A 23,790-nucleotide genomic window follows, 5' to 3' on the forward strand; every position below is an offset into this window, starting at 1 on the left:
CTATTTATGTCATTTTTCGCTGAATGTATGTACGCAATTACTGTAATTCTGCGTTGTGATGGCGCTCTCTTATGGATGATTAATTTCCCGCTAAAACTATCTCAAGCAAATGCGCTTTAAACACGGTTGGCGCTAATGCCTTGTTTTAAGTCCGATTAAATAGAATTGAGATGTTGTTTCCCCTACAAATTAGAACGCTAAAGCTGGAGTTAACCATGCACAAATTTACTAAAGCGCTGGCGGCCATCGGTCTGGCTGCCGTTATGTCACAATCCGCTATGGCTGAGAACTTAAAGCTCGGTTTTCTGGTGAAACAGCCGGAAGAGCCGTGGTTCCAGACGGAGTGGAAATTCGCTGACAAAGCCGGGAAAGATTTGGGCTTCGAAGTGATCAAAATTGCCGTACCGGACGGTGAAAAAACGCTTAACGCTATCGACAGCCTGGCGGCCAGCGGCGCGAAAGGGTTTGTTATCTGTACGCCCGATCCGAAGCTCGGCTCCGCCATCGTGGCGAAAGCGCGTGGTTATGACATGAAAGTCATCGCGGTAGACGATCAGTTCGTTAACGCCAAAGGCAAGCCAATGGATACCGTGCCGCTGGTGATGATGGCCGCGACCAAAATCGGTGAGCGCCAGGGTCAGGAGCTGTACAAAGAGATGCAAAAACGCGGCTGGGATGTGAAAGACACCGCCGTGATGGCCATCACTGCTGATGAGCTGGATACCGCGCGCCGTCGTACCTCCGGCTCGATGGATGCTCTGAAAGCGGCCGGCTTCCCGGAAAAACAGATCTACAAAGTGCCAACCAAATCTAACGATATCCCGGGTGCCTTCGATGCGGCCAACTCCATGCTGGTTCAGCACTCTGAAGTGAAACACTGGCTGGTGGTCGGGATGAACGACAACACCGTGCTCGGCGGCGTGCGCGCCACCGAAGGCCAGGGCTTTAAAGCGGCAGACGTGATCGGTATCGGCATCAACGGCGTGGACGCGGTGAGCGAACTCTCTAAAGCACAGGCGACCGGCTTCTACGGCTCCCTGCTGCCAAGCCCGGACGTACACGGCTACAAATCCAGCGAAATGCTCTACAACTGGGTAACCAAAGGCGAAGAGCCAGCGAAATTTACCGAAGTGACCGACGTGGTGCTGATCACCCGCGACAACTTCAAAGCTGAGCTGGAGAAAAAAGGACTGGGCGATAAGTAATTTACTGTGATTGCGCCCCCCGGCAGTCGCGGGGGGCCAGACGTTCACTACTCGATCCTCGGAGACGTTATGCAACAGTCTGAACCGTATCTCTCATTTCGCGGCATCGGCAAAACCTTTCCCGGTGTCAACGCGCTGACCGACATCAGCTTTGACTGCTACCCGGGTCAGGTTCATGCCCTGATGGGGGAGAACGGCGCCGGAAAATCCACGCTGCTGAAGATCCTCAGCGGTAACTATGCCCCCACGACGGGCACCCTGGCGCTACAGGGCCGGGAAGTCGCGTTTGCCGACACCACCGCCGCGCTGAACGCGGGCGTCGCCATCATCTACCAGGAACTGCACCTGGTCCCGGAGATGACGGTGGCGGAAAACATCTATCTTGGGCAGCTTCCGCATAAGGGCGGGTTTGTGAACCGTTCGCTGCTCAACTATGAAGCCGGTCTGCAGCTGAAACATCTCGGGTTGGATATTGACCCGCAGACCCCGCTGAAATACCTCTCCATCGGCCAGTGGCAGATGGTAGAGATTGCCAAAGCGCTGGCGCGTAATGCCAAAGTCATTGCCTTTGATGAACCAACCAGCTCGCTGTCGGCGCGCGAAATCGAAAACCTGTTCCGGGTAATCCGCGAGCTGCGTAAAGAGGGGCGCATCATTCTGTATGTGTCGCACCGTATGGAAGAGATCTTCGCCCTCAGCGATGCCATTACCGTATTTAAAGATGGCCGTTATGTTCGCACCTTCACCGATATGCAGCAGGTCAACCACGACCAGCTGGTGCAGGCGATGGTAGGCCGCGAGCTGGGCGATATTTACCACTGGGAACCGCGTCAGTACGGCGGCGAGCTGCTGCGTCTGGAAGAGGTGAAAGCCCCTGGCGTACGCACGCCCATCAGCCTTACCGTGCGCAGCGGTGAAATCGTCGGCCTGTTCGGGCTGGTGGGGGCAGGGCGCAGCGAACTGATGAAAGGGCTGTTTGGCGGCACCCGCATTACCGGCGGCCAGGTATTTATCGACGGGCAACCGGTCGATATTCAAAAACCGGCGCACGCCATTCGCGCGGGGATGATGCTCTGCCCGGAAGACCGTAAAGCCGAAGGGATCATCCCGGTGCACTCGGTGCGGGACAACATCAATATCTCGGCGCGGCGCAAGACCATCCGTGCGGGGTGTCTGATTAACGATACGTGGGAGGTCGACAATGCCGATCACCACATTCGTTCGCTCAACATCAAAACGCCGGGCGCTGAGCAGCTGATCATGAACCTCTCCGGCGGGAACCAACAGAAGGCAATCCTGGGTCGCTGGCTGTCGGAAGAGATGAAGGTGATCCTGCTTGATGAACCGACCCGCGGTATCGACGTGGGGGCGAAGCACGAAATTTATAACGTGATTTACGCACTGGCAAAACGTGGCGTGGCGGTGCTCTTCGCCTCCAGCGATCTGCCGGAAGTGCTGGGTGTGGCCGACCGCATCGTGGTGATGCGTGAAGGAGCCATTGCCGGTGAATTGCTTCATGAACAGGCGAATGAACAACAGGCGTTAAGCCTCGCCATGCCTAAAGTCAGCCAGGCTGTCGCCTGAGCAAGGAGAATAAGATGTCCTCTGTCACTACAACCAGAGCGCCGAAAACGGCCTTCAGCTTTGGGCGGATCTGGGATCAATACGGCATGCTGGTGGTCTTCGCCGTGCTGTTCCTCGGCTGCGCCATCTTTGTACCTAACTTTGCCACCTTCATTAATATGAAGGGGCTGGGCCTGGCTATCTCGATGTCCGGGATGGTCGCCTGCGGGATGCTGTTCTGTCTGGCGTCCGGCGACTTCGACCTGTCGGTGGCCTCGGTCATCGCCTGTGCCGGGGTCACCACGGCGGTGGTCATTAATATGACCGAAAGCCTGTGGATTGGCGTGGCGGCCGGGTTGCTGCTCGGTGTGCTGAGCGGGCTGGTCAACGGCTTCGTGATTGCGCGGCTGAAAATCAACGCCCTGATCACCACCCTCGCCACCATGCAGATTGTACGCGGGCTGGCCTATATCATCTCTGACGGTAAAGCGGTAGGGATTGAAGACGAGCGCTTCTTCACCCTCGGCTATGCAAACTGGCTCGGTCTGCCAGCACCTATCTGGCTGACGGTGGGCTGTCTGATTATTTTTGGCTTCCTGCTGAACAGAACCACCTTTGGCCGTAACACGCTGGCGATTGGCGGTAATGAAGAGGCAGCGCGTCTGGCGGGTGTGCCGGTGGTACGCACCAAAATCATTATCTTCGTGCTCTCTGGCCTGGTGTCGGCGGCGGCGGGGATTATTCTGGCCTCGCGTATGACCAGCGGCCAGCCGATGACCTCCATCGGTTATGAGCTGATTGTTATCTCTGCCTGCGTTTTGGGTGGGGTATCGCTGAAAGGCGGCATCGGAAAAATCTCATATGTGGTGGCAGGTATCCTGATCCTGGGCACGGTTGAGAACGCGATGAACCTGCTGAACATCTCCCCGTTCTCGCAGTATGTGGTACGTGGCCTGATCCTGCTTGCAGCGGTGATCTTCGACCGTTACAAACAAAAAGCGAAGCGTACTGTTTAAGGTTTTTCCTGCCTTCCGCGACTTAACTTTTAAGTGTAGTCGCGACCTTCACCCCCTTTCCAGCCGCAGCGGGAAGGGGGATGTCAAATGGCGAGCGCCGTCACACTGTCTATACTTACATGGCTACTGAGATGTTAACAGTTTTTCATCTCGCCAACTGTAAGGAGGATCAGGGTGGCCGATACGTTAACTTCACCGCCATTACTTGCTGAAAACTATGCGTACTTTTTTGACCTCGACGGGACACTGGCAACCATCAAGCCGCATCCTGATGAGGTAGAAGTTCCCGCAGAGGTGTTACAGGCGCTGAAGAAGCTTGCAGATATGAATCAGGGAGCACTGGCATTGATTTCAGGGCGTTCAATGGCCGAGCTGGATCAGCTCGCCGAACCCTACCGTTTCCCGCTTGCCGGTGTACACGGAGCGGAGCGCCGCGACATCCATGGTCATTCGCAATCCGTTTCCCTTCCCCCGGATCTGGTCCAGACGCTGCATGCGCAGCTGACGACGGCGCTTTTATGGCTGCCTGGCACCGAACTTGAAGCCAAAGGTATGGCCTTTGCGATCCACTATCGCCGGGCGCCCGAGTATCAGCAGGAAGTCCTTAACCTGGCGGAGCAGATAGTGCGTGACAATCCGCAACTGTCACTGCAGCCGGGTAAATGTGTTGTTGAAATTAAGCCGAGGGGCATCCACAAGGGCGAAGCTATCTCTGCCTTTATGCATGAAGCGCCTTTCCTCGGCAGAACGCCGGTGTTCTTTGGCGATGACCTGACCGATGAGCATGGCTTTGAAGTGGTTAATCAGCTTAAAGGGGTATCAGTGAAAGTCGGCGCGGGTGAGACCAAAGCCAGCTGGCGGCTGGCAACGGTATCCGACGTCTGGCAATGGGTAATAAAAGCCGCTAATCATCAACAAGAAAAAGAAATAGCGCAAATTAACAGGAGAAAACCTTATGGGTCGCTTGATCGTAGTTTCTAACCGCATCGCTCCCCCGGACGACAAAAAAGCCAGCGCAGGTGGCCTGGCTGTAGGGGTGCTGGGGGCGTTAAAAAATACGGGTGGACTCTGGTTTGGCTGGAGTGGAGAGATTGGCAACGAGGATAAACCGCTAAAAAAGGTGACACGCGGGAACATCACCTGGGCCTCGTTTAATCTCAGTGAACAGGATTATGATGAGTATTACTGCCAGTTCTCCAATGCCGTACTCTGGCCAGCCTTCCACTATCGCCTCGACCTGGTGAAGTTTAAGCGTGAGGCCTGGGAAGGGTACTCGCGGGTCAACAGCCTGCTGGCCGACAAACTGCAGCCGTTAGTGCAGGAGGACGATGTCGTATGGATCCACGATTACCACCTGCTGCCGTTTGCCAGCGAGCTACGCAAACGCGGCGTCAACAACCGCATCGGTTTCTTCCTGCATATCCCGTTCCCGACGCCTGAAATTTTCAACGCGCTGCCGCCAGGGGACGAGCTGCTCGAAGATCTCTGTGATTATGATCTGCTGGGCTTCCAGACCGAAAACGACCGTCTGGCCTTCCTTGAAAGCGTGGCCAGCAAAACGCGGCTGACGGCTCATGACGATGACTCTCACTCTGCATGGGGCAAGCGCTTCCGCACCGAGGTCTATCCGATTGGTATTGAGCCGGAAGAGATTGCCGGACAGGCATCCGGGCCGCTGCCGCCTAAGCTTGCGCAGCTTAAAGAAGAGCTGAAGAACGTAAAAAACATCTTTTCCGTAGAGCGTCTCGATTATTCAAAAGGGTTGCCGGAACGCTTCCTGGCTTACGAGACCCTGCTGGAAAAATATCCCGAGCATCACGGTAAGATCCGCTATACCCAGATCGCGCCAACCTCACGTGGTGAGGTGCAGGCTTATCAGGATATTCGTCACCAGCTGGAAACCGAAGCCGGGCGCATTAATGGCCGTTACGGTCAGTTGGGCTGGACGCCGCTGTTCTACCTCAACCAGCACTTTGAACGCAAAATCCTGATGAAAGTGTTCCGCTATGCGGATGTCGGGCTGGTCACGCCGCTGCGTGACGGCATGAACCTGGTGGCGAAAGAGTACGTTGCCGCACAGGATCCGGCTGACCCTGGCGTGCTGGTGCTGTCGCAGTTTGCCGGTGCCGCTAATGAGCTGACCTCTGCGCTGATCGTCAATCCATACGATCGGGATGACGTGGCTAACGCCTTGCACCGGGCGCTGAATATGCCGCTCACGGAGCGTATCTCACGCCATGCGGATATGATGAAAGTCATCCGCGAGAACGATATCGACCACTGGCAGGCGCGCTTTATTGAAGACCTGAACCATATCACGCCTCGCAGTGTGGAGAGCAACCTGCAAAAAAAGGTCGCAACTTTCCCTAAACTTGCCTGAATATAATTTCACTCAGCGCATTACGCTGCGCTGAGTGAAATTAACAGCACATCTACTTTACTGTTGCTAACAATTGTTTTAGCGGAACAGGCTGTCCGAGAGAAAAAACTGTGGTTATGGTTTCCGCAAATCACCAGATCCACATTCTGTTTGTGACATATATCAAGTATCCTCGCGCTTAATTCGCCGGACGCGCAAAGTGTTTGTGCGATGGGATATTCTGCCCGAGCGATAAGTTCATCCAGAAATTGTTGGGTTTCCTCCTGAATCACATCACGAATATCTTCCAGCATTGGCGCAGCCAGTTGATTGTACATTTCAGGGTCAGCAGACAGCGTGACGAGAGTAATGCGTGCTTGGGTCGGTCGGGCGATGGCAACCGCTTTGGCGACCAGTTGATGGCTTTCGGGAGAAACAGAAACAGAAACAAGGATATGGGAGTAACTCATGGTACCCTCCGAACGTATCTGTACATTAGCTTTTCCTCAGCATTAGCGCGATTTTTTAGCACGCGCAAGGGGGGAAGATGACATTCATGTGATGCTTATCATAATTATTCATTAAATATTCTTATGTAATGAATCGCGCTAAACCCGCATAAGGTGAGTGAAAGCGCTATCTTAACGGAAATCATACAAATATATCCCCCTCAAAAACAAGGGTTTTTACCCCTTCGCAACAATTACCCCGCCGAAAACGTAAGAAAATACTTACGTATTGACCTTGATAATATTCTTTGTTTTTCAATGATTTATTTGGGTGTTTCTATCTTAGATATGTTGAGTGTTTTTGAAATTTGTAACTTGTCAACCCCCGGCAAGTAACGTGCCGGGTTAGTTCATACTTGTGCATGATTATTCGGCAATACAGAATATATCTGAGTGTTATTTGTTCATTAAATGGACAATTTAGAAGTGATACTGATGGATTTTTGGTTCAAATTCACCTAAATTATGTGACCTGGATCACATTTATTTTAAATTTCAGGCGAGGCCACATTGTATGTCCTACAGCGGACGGGTAGAGTTGCACCGAATTAGGAAAAATCTTAGTTAATTGTAAAAAGTGATAACTGTCAGGAAGCAATTATTGTTTTTCATTACGTGATTCTTCAATACAGAACTTAATTCAACTATGCGTTTAAGCCTTTTCTTCTTTTTTTTACCGGGGTTTTCCCGGCGACATCACGGGGTGCGGTCTACCGCACAAGAATATAGTGTTATTCGGGAAGGGATAAATGAACACATCCGAATTGCTAAAACACATTTATGACATCAACCTGTCATATTTATTGCTTGCACAACGTTTGATTAGCCAGGACAAAGCCTCTGCGATGTTTCGTCTGGGTATTCATGAAGAGATGGCGACAACACTTGGCGCGTTAACGCTGCCGCAGATGGTTAAGCTGGCTGAAACTAACCAGTTAGTCTGTCAGTTCCGTTTCGATAATCACCAGACCGTGACCCAACTGACGCAGGAATCCCGCGTGGACGATCTGCAGCAGGTTCACACCGGTATTTTGCTTTCCACCCGTTTGCTTAACGACATCAGTCAGCCTGATGACGCAGCCCGTAAGAAAAGAGCCTGACAATGAGTGAGAAGAGCATTGTTCAGGAAGCGCGTGACATTCAACTGGCCATGGAACTGATTACGCTTGGTGCTCGTTTGCAGATGCTTGAAAGCGAGACACAGCTGAGCCGTGGTCGTCTTATCAAACTGTATAAAGAATTACGCGGTAGCCCGCCGCCAAAAGGCATGCTGCCGTTTTCCACTGACTGGTTTATGACGTGGGAGCAGAATATTCATGCTTCCATGTTCTGTAATGCCTGGCAGTACCTGCTCAAAACCGGCTTATGCAGCGGTGTTGATGCAGTGATTAAAGCGTACAAACTTTATCTCGAGCAGTGCCCGCAGCCTGAAGAGGGACCTTTGCTGGCATTGACCCGGGCATGGACGCTGGTGCGTTTTGTTGAGAGCGGATTGCTTGAGTTGTCCCGTTGCAACTCCTGCGGCGGTAACTTTATCACCCACGCTCATCAGCCGGCCGGCAGCTTTGCCTGCAGTTTGTGCCAACCACCATCTCGCGCGGTAAAAAGACGTAAACTTTCCCGGGATGTTGCCGATAGTAATCCACAACTGCTGGATGAACAGATCGAACAGGCTGTTTAACCCGAACGTACGGGCAAGACTCCAGCAGCGGTAAGCAATTACCGCTGCTTTTTTTTGCCCCGCGGTCAGGTAAACCCTCGACCTGTGTCTCCTGGCTAAAGTCACTAGCGGAAGGATGATGTCGTGCTTATCGTATTAGGTTACCTGGTAGTTCTCGGTACAGTTTTCGGCGGTTACATGATGACCGGCGGGCACCTTGGGGCACTCTATCAACCGGCCGAGCTGGTTATAATCGGCGGTGCAGGGGTGGGTGCATTTATCGTTGGCAACAACGGCAAGGCGATCAAGGGAACGTTAAAAGCGTTGCCGTTACTGTTCCGTCGTTCGAAATACACCAAAAGTATGTATATGGACCTGCTGGCGCTGCTCTATCGCCTGATGGCCAAGTCGCGTCAACAGGGGATGTTCTCCCTGGAACGCGATATTGAAAATCCGAAAGAGAGCGAGATCTTCGCCAGCTATCCGCGGATCCTTGCGGATTCGATGATGCTCGAATTTATCGTCGACTATCTGCGTCTGATCATCAGCGGCAACATGAACACCTTCGAAATCGAAGCGCTGATGGACGAAGAGATCGAAACCCACGAAAACGAAGCGGAAGTCCCGGCGAACAGCCTGGCGATGGTCGGGGACTCCTTGCCCGCTTTCGGTATCGTGGCGGCGGTGATGGGGGTAGTCCACGCGCTGGCCTCTGCGGATCGTCCGGCGGCTGAGCTGGGGGCGCTTATTGCCCACGCCATGGTGGGGACCTTCCTCGGGATCCTGCTGGCGTATGGTTTTATCTCTCCGCTGGCGACCGTTTTACGTCAGAAGAGTGCTGAAACCACCAAAATGATGCAGTGCGTCAAAATCACGCTGCTCTCCAACCTGAACGGTTATGCCCCGCCAATCGCGGTAGAGTTTGGCCGTAAGACCCTGTACTCCAGCGAGCGTCCGTCGTTTATCGAACTCGAAGAGCACGTGCGCGCGGTGAAGAACCCAAACCAGCAGACGAGCACTGAGGACGCATGAAAAATCAGGCCCATCCCATCGTCATAGTCAAAAAGCGCAAGCACAAAGGCCACGGGGGTCATCATGGTGGCTCCTGGAAAATTGCCTATGCGGACTTTATGACCGCGATGATGGCATTCTTCCTGGTGATGTGGCTGATCTCTATCTCCAGCCCGAAAGAGCTGATTCAGATAGCTGAATATTTCCGTACTCCGCTGGCGACCGCCGTTTCGACCGGGCCGCGAATCTCCAACAGCGACAGCCCGATCCCGGGCGGTGGGGATGATTACACCCAGAAGCAGGGTGAAGTGAAGCGCGAGCCGAACATTGACGAGCTCAAAAAACGCATGGAACAGGCGCGCCTGAAGAAACTGCGCGGCGATCTGGATCAGCTGATCGAAGCGGATCCGAAGCTGCGCGCCCTGCGTCCACACCTGAAGATCGATCTTGTTCAGGAGGGTCTGCGCATTCAGATTATCGACAGCCAGAACCGTCCTATGTTTAAAACCGGCAGCGCCGACGTGGAACCCTATATGCGCGATATTCTGCGCGGGATTGCCCCGGTGCTGAACGGGATCCCCAACCGAATCAGTCTTTCCGGTCACACCGATGACTTCCCTTACGCCGGTGGCGAAAAAGGGTACAGCAACTGGGAGCTTTCTGCGGATCGTGCTAACGCATCCCGTCGTGAGCTGGTGATCGGTGGGCTGGACGATGGCAAGGTGCTGCGGGTGGTGGGCATGGCTGCAACCATGCGCATGACCGACCGCGGACCGGATGATGCCATCAACCGTCGTATTAGTCTTTTAGTGCTCAACAAGCAGGCGGAGCAGGCCATCCTGCACGAAAACGCCGAAAGCCAGAATGAGTCACTGGATGATTTAAAACAGCCAGGCCCTGTGCCGTCGGCTGCCGTTCCAACATCGCCACCAGCCAATCCGAGGTGATAGCGTGAGCATGGATATTAGCGATTTTTACCAGACGTTTTTTGATGAAGCCGACGAACTGTTGGCGGATATGGAGCAACACCTGCTGGACCTGGTGCCTGAGGCACCGGATTCAGAGCAGCTCAACGCCATATTTCGTGCTGCCCACTCCATAAAAGGGGGCGCCGGTACGTTTGGCTTTACCATTCTGCAGGAGACCACCCATCTGATGGAGAACCTGCTGGATGAGGCCCGACGCGGTGAGATGCAGCTCAATACCGACATTATTAACCTGTTTTTGGAAACGAAAGATATTATGCAGGAACAGCTCGATGCCTATAAAAGCTCGCAAGAGCCGGATGCAGCCAGCTTCGAATATATCTGCCAGGCTTTGCGTCAGCTCGCGCTGGAAGCCAAAGGTGAAACGGCAGCCGTTGCCGTCAGCCCGGCGAAACTGAGCGTCGTGGACGCCGCTCCGGCGGCGGCACCGGCCGCTGACGACCGCGTGCGCGTGGTGCTGTCTGGTCTGAAAGAGAGTGAAGTGAATCTGCTGGAAGAGGAGCTGAGCAATCTTGCCACGCTGAGCAACGTCGTGAAAGGTCAGGGCACACTGGCAGCTACCCTCGACGGCGGCATCAGCAAAGATGACGTGGTCGCCGTACTCTGTTTCGTGATTGAACCTGAACAGATCGACTTTGAAGCGGTTACGGATGCGCCGGCTGCTGAAGTGGCGGAAGTCGTTGAAGCCGCGCCTGCCGTACCCGCAGTGGCACCTGCTGCGCCAGCGCTGAAGGCGGTGCCGGGCGAAACGGCTGCGCCAAACCGCGCCGAGCGCGAAAAACCGGCCGCCCGTTCCAGTGAATCAACCAGTATCCGTGTGGCCGTTGAGAAGGTGGATCAGCTGATTAACCTGGTCGGCGAACTGGTGATCACCCAGTCGATGCTGGCCCAGCGTTCTAACGAACTGGATCCGGTAAACCACGGGGATCTGATCACCAGCATGGGCCAGCTGCAGCGCAACGCCCGTGACCTGCAGGAATCGGTGATGTCCATCCGTATGATGCCGATGGAGTACGTCTTCAGCCGCTTCCCGCGCCTGGTGCGCGACCTGGCGGGCAAGCTCAATAAGCAGATTGAACTGACGCTGATGGGCAGCTCCACCGAGCTGGATAAGAGCCTGATTGAACGCATTATCGACCCTTTAACGCACCTGGTACGTAACAGCCTCGACCACGGGATCGAGCTGCCGGAAAACCGCGTGGCCGCAGGGAAATCCCCGGTCGGGAACCTGATCCTGTCTGCGGAGCACCAGGGCGGGAACATCTGTATCGAAGTGACCGACGATGGCGCAGGCCTGAACCGTGAGCGCATCCTGGCGAAAGCCATCTCCCAGGGGATGGCGGTCAACGAAAACATGACCGACGAAGAAGTGGGCATGCTGATCTTTGCGCCGGGCTTCTCCACTGCCGAGCAGGTGACGGATGTCTCCGGGCGTGGCGTGGGCATGGACGTGGTAAAACGTAACATCCAGGAGATGGGCGGCCACGTTGAGATCAAGTCGAAGCAGGGTTCCGGTACCACTATCCGTATCCTGCTGCCGCTGACGCTGGCGATCCTCGACGGTATGTCGGTCAAAGTGGCGGACGAAGTGTTTATCCTGCCGCTGAACGCGGTCATGGAATCACTCCAGCCGCGTGAAGAAGATTTGCATCCGCTGGCGGGCGGTGAGCGCGTACTGGAAGTGCGCGGTGAATACCTGCCGATGGTGGAGCTGTGGAAAGTGTTCGACGTGGACGGCGCTAAAACCGAAGCCACGCAAGGAATTGTGGTGATCCTGCAAAGCGCAGGCCGCCGCTATGCCCTGTTGGTCGATCAACTGATTGGTCAGCATCAGGTGGTAGTGAAGAACCTTGAGAGCAACTACCGTAAAATACCTGGCATTTCAGCCGCCACCATCCTGGGTGATGGTAGCGTGGCGCTGATCGTCGATGTTTCGGCGCTTCAGGGATTAAATCGTGAACAACGTATGGCGCACACAGCCGCCTGATTCAGTTAAGAAGGTAAAAAAATGACCGGTATGAGTAATGTAACCAAGCTGGCCGGCGAGCCATCAGGGCAGGAATTCCTGGTTTTCACTTTAGGTGACGAAGAATACGGTATCGATATTCTGAAAGTGCAGGAAATCCGTGGCTATGATCAGGTGACCCGCATCGCCAACACGCCAGATTTCATCAAAGGCGTGACCAACCTGCGTGGCGTGATCGTGCCTATCGTTGACCTGCGCGTGAAGTTCAGCCAGGGCGATGTTGAGTATGATGACAACACCGTGGTGATCGTGCTCAATCTGGGCCAGCGCGTGGTGGGGATCGTGGTTGATGGGGTGTCTGATGTGCTCTCCCTGACCGCCGAGCAGATCCGCCCGGCACCGGAATTTGCTGTCACCTTGTCCACCGAATACCTGACCGGTCTGGGTGCGCTCGGTGACCGTATGCTGATTCTGGTGAACATCGAGAAGCTGCTGAACAGCGACGAGATGGCGCTGCTGGATGTGGCGGCAAGTCACGTAGCGTAATGTCGTAAATGTAACTTTTGCGGGCTTTTCCGTTCACCTTAAGAACGGGGAAATATGTTACTTGCACAGCCCGTGAACGTGATAAGGGGGCCACCGCGGCCCCCTTATCAATCCCGGCTCCCGGCAAAGAAAATCGCCGCTTCGCGTAATATTCGCCCCATCCCTCACCCCTACGGGGCCAGCGCAAGCGCTGTTCAAAATTACTCCCGGCCATTTTGTCTTCAGCTTATTCCCTTCGGCTATCGGGTCGGGCGTGATCCTACATCCATCCAGGTCACGTCCTCTCAGCGCATCCCTGCGCCTCGCCCCGGCCTGCGGTCAACGCCTCAGCGATTTTCAGCCGGACTTTCGCTCACTCAACCTTCTCTGCGGTTTGAATGTGGCACGGGTGTTGAGTCCCCGCTGAAATCGGCGAACCGGAGACCGGATGGCAAGGGCTGGACGCCAGGGATGGCGGCCAGAGGCGAATCGAGACAGGATGTCGAGTTGAGCCGACCGCAGGCAGCAGGTCGGGAGGTGAGCGTAGTGCGAAGCACCGATTTCGTCGCGGGGCCGCGGGGATTGACAAGGGGGCCGCGGTGGCCCCCTTGTCACGTTCACAGGTCCCGGAACGTCATATTCTGCTGGACATAAGGTGAACGGAACCTTTCCACCGAGCCATCAAACTTCTTGCTCGACAAGCCCCACCTCATCCTCCAGCAGCCCCTCATTCTGCGCCAGCATTGCTGTCGCCACGCCATTCCCCAGCACGTTAATCGCGGAACGCCCCATATCCAGGAAGTGATCGATCCCCATCAGCAGCAAAATCCCCGCCACCGGAATATGGAAACTCGGGATGGTGGCAGCCAGCACCACCAGCGCCGAGCGCGGCACCCCGGCAATGCCTTTCGAGGCCAGCATCAGGGTTAACATCAACACCGTAATTTCCGAAAACGACAGTTGAATGTTGTACGCCTGGGCGATAAACATCGAAGCAAACGAGCAGTAGACCATCGACCCCACGAGGTTAAACGAATACCCAATCGGCAGCACAAAGGAGACGATATTGCGGGAACAGCCGAAGCGGGTCAGCTGCTCCAGCGTTTTCGGGTAAGCCGCTTCGGAGCTGCTGGTGGTAAAGGCCACCAGCACCGGATCTTTCAGCATGCTCACCAGGCGGAAGATGTCGTTTTTCAGCACCATATAACCCACCGCCACCAGCACCAGACATGTGAGGACGATCGCCAGATAGTAGCCGCCAATAAACGAGGCATAGTTGAGCAAAATCCCCAGCCCCTCGGTGGCGATCACCGAGGAGATCGCGGCGTAGATCGCCAGCGGTGCAACGTACATTACGTAACCGGTGACTTTCAGCATAATGTGGGAAACCACGTCCAGCGCCGCAACCAGCGGGGCGTTAAATTTCTCCCCCAGCGATGCGCCGCCAATGCCAAAGAACATCGAGAACACCACGATCTGCAGGATCTCGTTATTGGCCATCGCCCCGGCAATGCTGGTAGGGATGGTATGGGAAAGGAAGCCTTTCAACGACATTCCGCCGGTCGCCAGTCCGGTCTCCACCGTGCCGGCCGGAACGGCCAGATTCAGGCCACTGCCCGGGTGGAGCAAGGTCACGATAAACAGTCCGACCAGGATGGAAAGTACCGACGAGCTGATAAACCAGACCATTGCTTTACCGCCCACACGGCCAATGGTCGCGGTCTCGCCCAGCCGCATGATCCCCACCGTCAGGGTGCTGAACACCAGCGGCGCAATGACCATCTTAATCAGGCGTAAGAAGATATCGGTCAGGAGAGTGATGTTGTCTGACCAGGCTGCTATCACGTCAGATGATGCGTATTCATGAATGACTGCCCCGGACAGAATGCCCGCCAGCATAAAGACTACGATAAAAATCGTGAGTCGGTTTGCGCTTGCCACCAAAGTACCTCATTAACTGAAAGGGGAAATTAATCAGCTGATCTGTCTCATTTTTTATTATTCAGCGGATGAATGATTCATTACCTAAATTGAAGTAAATAAGCGTGCTTTTCAATATTTTTTTAATATTTATTAAATTAGTTAATAAATGACCGACGATATATTGTGATGCAGATCACATTTTAAGCAATATATCTTCCCGCTATGCTTACGCCATAGCGGATGTCATTTCTTATCCTTATGTTTTAATTCGTAAAAATGTGTCAATAATGCAAAGGTATGGGGCATCGGGTGAAAAGTGGTTGAGAACGAAACCTTAAACTAAATTTCACAATAACCACCCGGACAACAGCATGAAGGGTGCTAACAGACTGAGTGTTATCAAAAAATGATAACCTTACGTGACATTTTCTGGAGGGTGGAAAATGAACAAAAAACTCCTGATGCTGTTTACCGGTAGCGTTTTTGCAATGGCAGCCAGCAACAGTCAGGCCGTCACCAGCAGCGGCACCATTGGCGCGACGCTGACACTGACTAATGGTTGCCTGATTAACGGCTCGCCGACCCAGGATGGCATTAACTTCGGTACGCTCGATTTCGGTACCCATCCGGCGACCTTCTCCACGCTGACCACCCAGCTTACCGGGGCCAGCGGCGGCAACACCTTCACGATTCAATGCACCACCGCCAGCTACACCGTGGCGATCACCGGCAATACCAACTCCACGGCCCCCGGCACGGTAGTGGGTACACCGGGTACGCCTGCGCGCTATCTGGTGAATACTGCCAACACCAGCCAGGGCGTTGCCTACAGCCTGTTCAGCGACGGCGGGTTCAACAACATCATCGCCAATAACGCCCCACTGCCGGTGACCTCCACCGCCGGGGGAGTTGACAGCTATACGCTGTACGGCCGCATCACCGGCGGGGGCAATAGCGTCACCGTGGTGCCCGGCACTTACACCGACACTATCAACGTCAGCGTCACCTACTAGCGTCAGCACGTTTAGATAAGCGTGGAAAAACAAAGGCTCCGACATACGGGAGAGGGCAAACTGCGCGCTTTTTTTGTCCTGAGCATGCTGCTGCTTGTGGCAGGAAACGGCGAGGCGGTGACGACGCAATCCTTTCAGGTGAGCGCCACGATCACCCCCGGCTGCTCCGTCGCCACAGGCAGCGGTGGCCTTCTGGGCACCCTTAACTTTGGCACCCATAGCGGGGTGGAACGGGGATCGGTGAACACCAGCTTTGTGCCGAACGGTTCACTCTCCATCGCCTGTACGCCTGGCGTGGCGTTAAGCATGAGTATCGACGGCGGTCAGCACTACACCTCGGTGCGCAATATGCAGCGGTCCGGGGGGACCAGTCTGGTGCCGTACCGCCTGTACAGCAGCAGCTCTCTGGCGGCCAACGGTGAGATCGGTGTTAACCAGGCGGTGTCTGTGGCCTACACCAACAGCAATAACATTGCGCTACCGCTCTTTGGTGTGGCGCTTCTGACCGGGTTCAGCCCGGCCGGAAATTATTCCGATCAACTCACCGTGACCCTGTCGTGGTGATAAAGGGAGAAGGACGATGAAGGCATTTTCGGGATATCGCAGGCTTTGTCTGCTGATGGCACTGGGCGCGACGCTCAACACCGCCCACGGGGCCGCCACTATTCTGCTGTGGCCCATCGACCCCTGGCTGGCGGCGGATACCAAAGCCACCGAGCTGTGGGTGCAGAATCAGGGCAACAGCGCCACCACCATGCAGGTACGCATCGTGCGCTGGCGACAGGAGAACGGCCTTGAACGCTATACCGCCCAGCAGGATGTTGTCGCCAGCCCGCCGATTGTCACCATTGCGAAGGGCAGCAAGCAGTTAATCCGCCTGATCAAACAGAGTGAGGTGCCGGTCGGGGTAGAGCAGGCCTACCGCATTATCGTGGACGAGATCCCTCAGCCGCAGGATAAAGAGACCCCGCAGATGGGGTTGAAACTGCAAATGCGCTACTCCATTCCGCTGTTTGTCTACGGACAGGGGATTGCCACCATCAAGGACGGCGCACACCACGCCCTGGTCGAGACGCGGGATCTGAACTGGCGGGTGATCCGCGAGAACGGCCAGGCGGCGATCCAGGTGCGGAATCAGGGCAATGTGCATGTCCGCCTGAGTCAGGTTTCGCTGCAACAGGGGGGGCAGAATCGCACCTTAGCCGACGGCCTGCTGGGTTATGTGCTGCCGGGCAGCGCCCGCAGTTGGCCACTGCCGTCAGGGATGGACCACCCGAGCCAGATGCGTGCACAGATTAATGCCCGGGATACCCAATGGCAGTCGGCCCCCGTCAACTGAAGCCGTCGATGCTTATCCTGCTCTGCGTCAGCTCCGCAAGCTGGGCCGATCCCGGTGACGATATGCTGCCTCCACCGCCGGTGCCGCAGTCGGTAAATGACGAGGCGGTGTTCCAGCTGGCGCTTATCGTCAACCACTACGACACCGGGCTGGTGGTGCCCGTCACCCGGCGACAGGCGGAGTATCTGGTTGCCAGCGCCGATCTGCGCCGCGCTGGGCTGCCCGCCGAGCACGTGCCACCGGGGGAGGTAAACGTCAGCCGTCTGAAGGACGTGCGTGCCGAGTACGACAGCACCGGGCAACGGTTGCTGCTCAACGTTCCCCGGGAGTGGGTCAGCGCGCGCGTGACCCCCTTCAGCGGGCAGATGGCGCGCAGCACCCCCCATTTTGGTAAAGGGGCGCTGCTCAACTACGACTTCTATACCAACCACACTGAACACAGCGGCGGCCAGGCCCTCCCTCTGGCATGAATTACGCTATTTTGACGACCGGGGATCGTTATCCTCCACCGGTTACGTGAGAAAGAACTTGTCCGGCGGCAGCGGGCAGCAGGAGGGGTACGTGCGCTACGACACCACCCTGATGATCACCGATGAAGAGGATGCCACCACCTGGACCGCCGGGGATGTGATCAGCGATGCCCTGAGCTGGAGCAGCAGCGTGCGCATGGGCGGCATCAGCTATGGCCGCGATTTCTCCCTGCGCCCCGACCTTGTCACCTGGCCCTTACCGGAGTTCTCCGGCGAGGCGGCAGTGCCCACGTCGGTGGATCTGTTCGTGAACGGCTATCGCGCAGGCTCCACCCGTTTGCAGCCCGGACCTTTCACCCTCACCAATTTGCCTTACATTAACGGCGCCGGGGATGCGGTGCTGGTCACCACCGATGCGCTGGGGCGTCAGGTGAGCACCACTATGCCGTTCTACGTCACCAGCGATCTGCTCCGGCAGGGGCTAAGCGACGGGGCCATGACCCTCGGCAGCCTGCGCCGCAATTACGGTATCGAGAATTTTGACTACGGCCCTGCGGCGGGCAGCGGCTCGTATCGTTATGGCCTCACCGACTGGCTGACGCTGGAAGGGCACGTCGAAGGGGCGGAGAAGCTGACGCTGGGCGGAGCCGGGACCATCGTCAAACTGGGGCGTCTCGGGGTAGGGAATAGCGCCTGGACCCAGAGTAAAATGCGCGGCGATACTGGCGGACAGCTCAACTGGGGTTACCAGTACAGTACCAACGCCTTCAGTATCGCCACCCAGCACAGCCGTCGCGATCGCGGCTTCGGCAATCTCGCGCTCTACGATCAACCCACCATTTATGATGAATACAACCAGCCCATTGCCAGCCTGAGCCGCAATACGGATCAGTATTCCCTGACCTTTAACCTTGGCGATTTTGGCAACGTTGGCGCGGCGTGGATCGGCGTGCAGAGTTTCGACGATCAGAAAACCGAGCTGCTGAACCTCTCCTGGAGCCGTAATCTGTGGGGCAGCAGCAGTATTTACCTCGCCGCCAGCCGTGACCAGCAGCAAGGCGACTGGACGGTCGCCCTGTCGCTGCAGATCCCGCTGGGCGAACGCGACAGCGCCGCCATCACCCTCGAAAATACACCGGATGCGGGCAGCACCCAGCGGCTTAACTATAACCACTCGATGCCCACCGACGGCGGCTTTAGCTGGAACATGGCGTGGGCGCGGCAGTCGCAGGCCAGCAACTATCAGCAGGCCACGCTGGGCTGGCGTAATAACAATATCGAAGTGCAGGGCGGCGGTTACGGCGAGCGCGACATGATGACCTGGTGGGGCGAGGCGATGGGTGCGCTGGTGCTGATGGACGGCGAGCTGTTTGCCGCCAACAAAATCAACGACGCCTTCGTGGTGGTCAGCACTGACGGTCAGCCGGACGTGCCGGTCAGCTATGAGAATCAGCCGGTGGGCAAAACCAACCGCAACGGTTATCTGCTGATCAGCGGTGTATCGGCCTATTACCCGGCCAGCTACAGCATCAACACCCTTAACTTACCCGCCGACACCCGCCTGAAAGAGACTGAACGCCGTATTGCCCTGCGGCGTAACAGCGGTTATCTGGTTGATTTCCCCATGGAGCAGGAGCGGGTTGCCAGCGTGATCCTGCACGACGGGGCAGGGGAGGCGATCCCCCTTGGCAGCCAGGTGCGACGCCAGGGCAGGGAGCCGGTAGTGGTGGGCTATGACGGACTTGCCTGGCTGGAAGATCTGGCAGACGTCAACCCGCTGGAGGTCATCACCCCGGCGGGTAAAAGCTGCCATGTCACTCTCAGCTTGACGGCGAACCCGGAGCATAAGCTGCAAACCTACGGCCCTCTGACCTGCCGGGTGGAACCATGAAACGCCTGCTGCTGGTGATGATACTGTTGCTGTTCTCCGCCACCAGTTGGGGAGCGTGCCGGGTCAGTACCGTCAATGCCAGCTTTGGCAGCGTCACCTCCTTTGCCCTGAGCGGCAGCAACGAAGTGGCCACCACCGGTACGCTGGTGGTGAACTGCGATACGGTGCTTAATTTACTGACCAACGATACGGTGACGCTCAACTACACCGGGGCCACCGTTAGCGCCAGCAGCCGCGCAACCATGAAGCGCACCGATAATGCCACCATCACCGATGTGATCCCCACCCGCCTCTGCGGACTAAATACCTGCAACGCCACCAACGAAGTGCAGATCGGCAAAGCCTATACCTGGAGCGGGTCGTCGCTGCTGGGGCTGCTCGGTTCCAGGCAGTACAACATCCCACTCTATTTTCGCACCGTCGCCGGGCAGAATGTCAGCGCCGGGCCGTATCAGGTGACCCTCAATTTCAACGTGAGTTACAGCGTCTGCGCGCTGGGGGCGCTGGGACTCTGTACCTCCGCGCAAACCGGCACCACGCCAGTCAGCATTACCCTCAACATGACGGTCACTAACGACTGCAGCGCCATGACCACCCCGAACGTTAACTTCAACAGCGCGCCGCTGGTGCAAAACTTCCCGACGATCTCCCAGGCTATCTCGGTCACCTGCACCAAGGGCAGCGTCTATACCATCGGCATCAATAACGGTGCCAACGCCAGCAATAACGTGCGCCAGATGGCCAGCGGCAATAACCGTATGAGCTATGAGATTTATAAAGAAGCGACAGCGAATCGCTGGGGCAGCAGCGGCAGCGAACGCTGGTCCAGCGGTGCCTCTTCGCAGGTGAGCACCGACGGGCTGTTACGCAGCTATAACTACACCGCCCGCGTGCTGACGAATCAGGCCACCCCGCCCGCCGGTAACTACAGCGACACTCTGGTCGTCGACGTCGCGTTCTGACCCGCGCTTTTCCCTTTCGCAAATGTAAAGTTCCCGCCAGTTGTGCCGATAACACCGAGAACAAATTCATAAGAAGGTGTTGTATGTTGAACCGTATGCGCGTTGTCACAATGCTGATGTTAGTGCTGGTTGTCTTCGCACTGCTGCAGCTTATTTCCGGCAGTCTCTTTTTCTCATCCATTAAGGCTAACCAGGACAGTTTTGCGGTTTCTAACGAATTTCGTGTTCAACAGAGTGAAATCACCTCCACCTGGGATTACCTGCTGCAAACGCGCATCAACCTGAGCCGCGCCTCCGCGCGCATGGCGACCGATCCCACGCACCAGCAACCGGAGCTGATCAACAATGCCCGTACGACGCTGGCGGAAGCAGACAAACACTTCAACGCATACCGCGCCATCGCACCACAGCCTTCGATGGAGCAGGTCAGCCAGACCATCAATGACAAATACCAGGACTACGCTGCGGCCCTGACGGAGCTTATTCAGTTCCTTGAGAGCGGCAATATGGACGCCTATTTCGCCCAGGCCACCCAGTCAAAGCAGAACGCGCTGGGCACCGCTCTGCGGGATTATGTCGCTGCGTCTGACGCGCGTAACCAGGAGGCGTACAACGCCAGCGTGAAAGATTACACCTTTGCCAAATGGCAGATGGGGATCCTGGCCCTGGCGCTGGCCATCGTGCTGGTGGGCGTCTGGTACGGCATCCGTCATACCCTGCTTAACCCGTTAAACCGCGTTATCGACCACATTCGCCAGATTGCCAGCGGCGATCTCACCCACACCCTGGCTATCGCCGGGCGCAGTGAAATTACCCAACTGGCGGTCACCGTTGACCATATGCAGCGCTCCCTGAGCGAAACGGTGGCCAACGTGCGTCAGGGTTCGGATGCCATCTACACCGGCACCAGCGAAATCGCGATGGGCAACAACGATCTCTCCTCCCGCACCGAGCAGCAAGCGTCGGCGCTGGAAGAGACGGCGGCCAGCATGGAGCAGTTAACGGCCACCGTGAAGCAGAATGCCGACAACGCCCGTCAGGCGTCACAGCTGGCAAATAGCGCCTCGGAGACCGCACAGCGCGGCGGCAAGGTGGTGGATGGGGTGGTGAAAACCATGCATGACATCGCCGGAAGCTCGAAGAAGATCGCTGACATCATCAGCGTGATCGACGGCATCGCCTTCCAGACCAACATCCTGGCGCTGAACGCCGCGGTAGAAGCCGCGCGTGCGGGTGAGCAGGGTCGCGGTTTTGCGGTGGTCGCCGGTGAAGTACGTAACCTCGCCAGCCGCAGCGCCAATGCGGCCAAAGAGATCAAAGCCCTGATTGAAGATTCTGTCGCGCGCGTGGATACCGGCTCGACGCTGGTGGAAAGCGCGGGAGAAACCATGAATGACATCGTCAACGCGGTAACGCGCGTCACCGACATCATGGGTGAAATCGCCTCGGCCTCTGATGAGCAGAGTCGTGGTATCGACCAGGTGGCCCTGGCGGTATCGGAAATGGATCGTGTCACACAACAAAACGCCGCGCTGGTTCAGGAGTCCGCAGCCGCTGCGGCACAACTGGAAGAGCAGGCGAGCCGTCTGAAGATGGCCGTTTCGGCGTTTCGTCTTACTTCTGCACCTGGAAACACGGTGTCATCGCGTGCCAGCCATCAACCGGCCGCGCCGGTCAATGCACCGGCCCAGGTACGCGCGCTGACCACCGGAAAAGATGAGAACTGGGAAACATTTTGATCGAACGTTAATTCGCGGCTGCTGGCCGCTAAATGGGAGCGTGGATGTTAAATCGTATTCGTATCTCGACCACCCTGTTTTTGATTTTGATTGTCTGTGGGGTGTTGCAGGTTGGCAGTAATGGCTTGTCGTTTTGGGCATTTCGCGATGGTTATCAGAATTTGCAGGAGATGCAGGGCAGCAATCAGCAGCGCGCGCTACTTACCCAGAGCCGCGCCGTTCTGCTCCAGGCCAGTACGGCGCTGAATAAAGCGGGCACATTGACCGCGCTGAGTTATCCGCCTGATGACATTAAGTCGCTAATGACCACCGCGCGCAGCAGCCTGAAACAGGCTGAGGGCATGTTCAAAACCTTTAACGACCAGGCGGCGATCAGCGCGAAAGACGGCGAGCTGAAAAAAGCGATGCAGGCGGCCTTTAACCAGTGGTACAGCGATCTGGATCATCAGGCCACCTGGCTGGAAAACAACCAGCTGTCGGACTTCCTCACCGCGCCGGTGCAGGAATCGCAGGCGGCGTTTGATGCCAGCACCGAGGCCTGGCAGCAGGAGATTAACCAGTTTGTGCAGGCGGCGGGGAACGACAGTCGCACCAGCTATCACATGTCGGGCGTGATCTTCGCCACCATGATTGTGCTGACCGCGATACTGACCAGCGCCGCGCTGTTCTGGTCTCGCCGGATGATTGTGCAGCCGCTGGCGATCATCAGCAGCCATTTCGACAGCATTGCGAAGGGCGATCTGGCGCGGCCGGTGGCGGTGTACGGCAAAAATGAAATATCGGCTATTTTCGCCAGCCTGAAAGCAATGCAAGGCTCGCTGCGGGAAACGGTCTCCGAGGTGCGTCAGGGCAGCTATGCCATGCACACCGGGATCTCCGAAATTGCCGAAGGCAATAACGATCTCTCGTCGCGCACCGAACAGCAGGCGGCATCGCTGGCGCAAACGGCAGCCAGCATGGAACAGCTGACGGCCACCGTCGGGCAGAACGCCGACAACGCCCGTCAGGCTTCCGGTCTGGCGAAGAGCGCGGCGCAGACGGCGAAGAAAGGCGGTGAGCAGGCCTCTCGCGTGGCAAACACCATGAATGAGATCGCCACCAGCTCCCAGAAGATTGGCGACATTATTAGTGTCATCGACGGCATCGCGTTCCAGACCAATATTCTGGCGCTGAACGCCGCGGTGGAAGCCGCCCGCGCGGGCGAGCAGGGACGCGGTTTTGCGGTGGTGGCAGGGGAAGTGCGTAACCTGGCAAGCCGCAGCGCCAACGCGGCGAAAGAGATTAAGGGGCTGATTGAAGAGTCGGTCTCACGCGTGCAGCAAGGGTCGGAGCTGGTGGATACCGCAGCGAAAACCATGACCGAGATTGTCAGCTCGGTGACGCAGGTTAACGACATCATGGGGGAAATCGCCTCGGCATCCGATGAACAGCGTCGCGGCATTGAGCAGGTTGCGTTGGCCGTCAGCCAGATGGATCAGGTGACGCAGCAGAACGCGGCGCTGGTAGAAGAAGCCGCGGCCGCCACCGACCAGTTAGCCGGTCAGGCGGATCATCTGACCTCGCTGGTAGCAGTATTTAATGTGAATGAACGTGTTGAAACAGTTACAGAAGTCGGGCGGTCTCAAGCCGTACCAGTCGGAACCTGAACGTGAT

The 23,790-nt window shown here is 56.4% G+C and carries 19 protein-coding genes and 1 pseudogene; 18 read left to right on the forward strand and 2 right to left on the reverse strand.

Annotation, left to right across the window (positions count from 1 at the left end; genetic code table 11):
* The first annotated feature begins 215 nt into the window (after positions 1-215).
* The 5 genes from araF (at position 216) to otsA (ending at position 6,164) form a co-directional block, all read left to right on the forward strand.
* Positions 216-1,205, forward strand: coding sequence for an arabinose ABC transporter substrate-binding protein AraF (gene araF, locus ACF8PE_RS12310; RefSeq protein WP_392494930.1), 990 nt, complete (start codon positions 216-218; stop codon positions 1,203-1,205).
* A 69-nt stretch (positions 1,206-1,274) separates the two neighbouring features.
* Complete coding sequence (gene araG / locus ACF8PE_RS12315) at positions 1,275-2,789, forward strand: L-arabinose ABC transporter ATP-binding protein AraG (protein WP_059307625.1); 1,515 nt, start codon at positions 1,275-1,277, stop codon at positions 2,787-2,789.
* A 14-nt stretch (positions 2,790-2,803) separates the two neighbouring features.
* A complete protein-coding gene (gene araH, locus ACF8PE_RS12320) occupies positions 2,804-3,784 on the forward strand; it encodes an L-arabinose ABC transporter permease AraH (RefSeq protein WP_032612007.1) in 981 nt (326 codons plus the stop codon).
* Between the two features lie 174 nt (positions 3,785-3,958).
* On the forward strand, positions 3,959-4,765 hold the full coding sequence (otsB, locus tag ACF8PE_RS12325) for a trehalose-phosphatase (protein ID WP_032612005.1): 807 nt from the start codon (positions 3,959-3,961) through the stop codon (positions 4,763-4,765).
* The gene (gene otsA / locus ACF8PE_RS12330; protein WP_032612003.1) at positions 4,740-6,164 is read left to right on the forward strand and encodes an alpha,alpha-trehalose-phosphate synthase; all 1,425 of its coding nucleotides are present in this window, start codon (positions 4,740-4,742) and stop codon (positions 6,162-6,164) included. Before otsB ends, otsA begins: the two co-directional genes overlap by 26 nt.
* 20 nt (positions 6,165-6,184) lie before the next feature.
* Here otsA and uspC read toward each other — a convergent pair whose 3' ends face one another.
* Positions 6,185-6,613 carry a universal stress protein UspC gene (gene uspC, locus ACF8PE_RS12335; RefSeq protein ID WP_059307626.1) on the reverse strand — a complete coding sequence of 143 codons (429 nt, stop codon included), beginning with the start codon at positions 6,611-6,613 and terminating at the stop codon, positions 6,185-6,187.
* Between the two features lie 788 nt (positions 6,614-7,401).
* Between uspC and flhD the strand changes: the two genes are divergently transcribed.
* From flhD to cheW, 6 genes are all read left to right on the forward strand, one after another.
* Positions 7,402-7,752: a flagellar transcriptional regulator FlhD gene (gene flhD, locus ACF8PE_RS12340; protein ID WP_032611998.1), complete on the forward strand. Its 351-nt coding sequence runs from the start codon at positions 7,402-7,404 to the stop codon at positions 7,750-7,752.
* A gap of 2 nt (positions 7,753-7,754) precedes the next feature.
* Positions 7,755-8,333 carry a flagellar transcriptional regulator FlhC gene (gene flhC, locus ACF8PE_RS12345; protein ID WP_032611996.1) on the forward strand — a complete coding sequence of 193 codons (579 nt, stop codon included), beginning with the start codon at positions 7,755-7,757 and terminating at the stop codon, positions 8,331-8,333.
* A gap of 123 nt (positions 8,334-8,456) precedes the next feature.
* Positions 8,457-9,344 (forward strand): flagellar motor stator protein MotA, encoded by an 888-nt coding sequence (motA, locus tag ACF8PE_RS12350; protein WP_032611994.1) that lies wholly within the window; start codon positions 8,457-8,459, stop codon positions 9,342-9,344.
* Complete coding sequence (gene motB, locus ACF8PE_RS12355) at positions 9,341-10,270, forward strand: flagellar motor protein MotB (RefSeq protein ID WP_032611993.1); 930 nt, start codon at positions 9,341-9,343, stop codon at positions 10,268-10,270. Before motA ends, motB begins: the two co-directional genes overlap by 4 nt.
* Before the next feature lie 4 nt (positions 10,271-10,274).
* On the forward strand, positions 10,275-12,296 hold the full coding sequence (gene cheA / locus ACF8PE_RS12360) for a chemotaxis protein CheA (RefSeq protein ID WP_032611991.1): 2,022 nt from the start codon (positions 10,275-10,277) through the stop codon (positions 12,294-12,296).
* Between the two features lie 21 nt (positions 12,297-12,317).
* Positions 12,318-12,821: a chemotaxis protein CheW gene (gene cheW / locus ACF8PE_RS12365; RefSeq protein ID WP_032611989.1), complete on the forward strand. Its 504-nt coding sequence runs from the start codon at positions 12,318-12,320 to the stop codon at positions 12,819-12,821.
* 660 nt (positions 12,822-13,481) lie between these two features.
* Here the strand turns inward: cheW and ACF8PE_RS12370 are convergent.
* Positions 13,482-14,741: a cation:dicarboxylate symporter family transporter gene (locus ACF8PE_RS12370; protein WP_204231339.1), complete on the reverse strand. Its 1,260-nt coding sequence runs from the start codon at positions 14,739-14,741 to the stop codon at positions 13,482-13,484.
* 443 nt (positions 14,742-15,184) lie between these two features.
* Between ACF8PE_RS12370 and ACF8PE_RS12375 the strand changes: the two genes are divergently transcribed.
* The 7 genes and pseudogenes from ACF8PE_RS12375 to tap all read left to right on the forward strand — a co-directional run bounded on the left by ACF8PE_RS12375 (position 15,185) and on the right by tap (position 23,783).
* The gene (locus ACF8PE_RS12375) at positions 15,185-15,736 is read left to right on the forward strand and encodes an SCPU domain-containing protein (protein ID WP_390888510.1); all 552 of its coding nucleotides are present in this window, start codon (positions 15,185-15,187) and stop codon (positions 15,734-15,736) included.
* A gap of 84 nt (positions 15,737-15,820) precedes the next feature.
* Positions 15,821-16,300, forward strand: a complete 480-nt coding sequence (locus ACF8PE_RS12380) for a spore coat U domain-containing protein (protein ID WP_392494931.1) — start codon at positions 15,821-15,823, stop codon at positions 16,298-16,300.
* Positions 16,301-16,316: 16 nt separating this feature from the next.
* Entirely contained in the window at positions 16,317-17,075 is a 759-nt protein-coding gene (locus ACF8PE_RS12385; RefSeq protein ID WP_032611981.1) for a molecular chaperone, read from the forward strand.
* Positions 17,051-19,436: pseudogene (locus ACF8PE_RS12390) on the forward strand (fimbria/pilus outer membrane usher protein). The gene ACF8PE_RS12385 and the pseudogene ACF8PE_RS12390 overlap by 25 nt, the downstream one beginning before the upstream one ends.
* A complete protein-coding gene (locus ACF8PE_RS12395; protein WP_077227038.1) occupies positions 19,433-20,398 on the forward strand; it encodes a spore coat U domain-containing protein in 966 nt (321 codons plus the stop codon). The pseudogene ACF8PE_RS12390 and the gene ACF8PE_RS12395 overlap by 4 nt, the downstream one beginning before the upstream one ends.
* Positions 20,399-20,481: 83 nt before the next feature.
* Positions 20,482-22,137, forward strand: a complete 1,656-nt coding sequence (tar, locus tag ACF8PE_RS12400) for a methyl-accepting chemotaxis protein II (protein WP_103792082.1) — start codon at positions 20,482-20,484, stop codon at positions 22,135-22,137.
* Positions 22,138-22,181: 44 nt separating this feature from the next.
* Entirely contained in the window at positions 22,182-23,783 is a 1,602-nt protein-coding gene (gene tap / locus ACF8PE_RS12405; RefSeq protein WP_392494932.1) for a methyl-accepting chemotaxis protein IV, read from the forward strand.
* Positions 23,784-23,790: the final 7 nt, after the last annotated feature.

This window comes from Leclercia sp. GLN_9 (assembly GCF_043105735.1).
GTDB lineage: Bacteria > Pseudomonadota > Gammaproteobacteria > Enterobacterales > Enterobacteriaceae > Enterobacter > Enterobacter adecarboxylatus.

Excerpts from the sequence above, each read along its gene's own strand:
- araF (WP_392494930.1), top strand. The coding sequence starts at position 216 with ATGCACAAATTTACTAAAGCGCTGGCGGCCATCGGTCTGGCTGCCGTT.
- araG (WP_059307625.1), top strand. The coding sequence starts at position 1,275 with ATGCAACAGTCTGAACCGTATCTCTCATTTCGCGGCATCGGCAAAACC.
- araH (WP_032612007.1), top strand. The coding sequence starts at position 2,804 with ATGTCCTCTGTCACTACAACCAGAGCGCCGAAAACGGCCTTCAGCTTT.
- otsA (WP_032612003.1), top strand. The coding sequence starts at position 4,740 with ATGGGTCGCTTGATCGTAGTTTCTAACCGCATCGCTCCCCCGGACGAC.
- uspC (WP_059307626.1), bottom strand. The coding sequence starts at position 6,613 with ATGAGTTACTCCCATATCCTTGTTTCTGTTTCTGTTTCTCCCGAAAGC.
- flhD (WP_032611998.1), top strand. The coding sequence starts at position 7,402 with ATGAACACATCCGAATTGCTAAAACACATTTATGACATCAACCTGTCA.
- flhC (WP_032611996.1), top strand. The coding sequence starts at position 7,755 with ATGAGTGAGAAGAGCATTGTTCAGGAAGCGCGTGACATTCAACTGGCC.
- motB (WP_032611993.1), top strand. The coding sequence starts at position 9,341 with ATGAAAAATCAGGCCCATCCCATCGTCATAGTCAAAAAGCGCAAGCAC.
- cheW (WP_032611989.1), top strand. The coding sequence starts at position 12,318 with ATGACCGGTATGAGTAATGTAACCAAGCTGGCCGGCGAGCCATCAGGG.
- ACF8PE_RS12375 (WP_390888510.1), top strand. The coding sequence starts at position 15,185 with ATGCTGTTTACCGGTAGCGTTTTTGCAATGGCAGCCAGCAACAGTCAG.
- ACF8PE_RS12380 (WP_392494931.1), top strand. The coding sequence starts at position 15,821 with ATGCTGCTGCTTGTGGCAGGAAACGGCGAGGCGGTGACGACGCAATCC.
- ACF8PE_RS12385 (WP_032611981.1), top strand. The coding sequence starts at position 16,317 with ATGAAGGCATTTTCGGGATATCGCAGGCTTTGTCTGCTGATGGCACTG.
- ACF8PE_RS12395 (WP_077227038.1), top strand. The coding sequence starts at position 19,433 with ATGAAACGCCTGCTGCTGGTGATGATACTGTTGCTGTTCTCCGCCACC.
- tar (WP_103792082.1), top strand. The coding sequence starts at position 20,482 with ATGTTGAACCGTATGCGCGTTGTCACAATGCTGATGTTAGTGCTGGTT.
- tap (WP_392494932.1), top strand. The coding sequence starts at position 22,182 with ATGTTAAATCGTATTCGTATCTCGACCACCCTGTTTTTGATTTTGATT.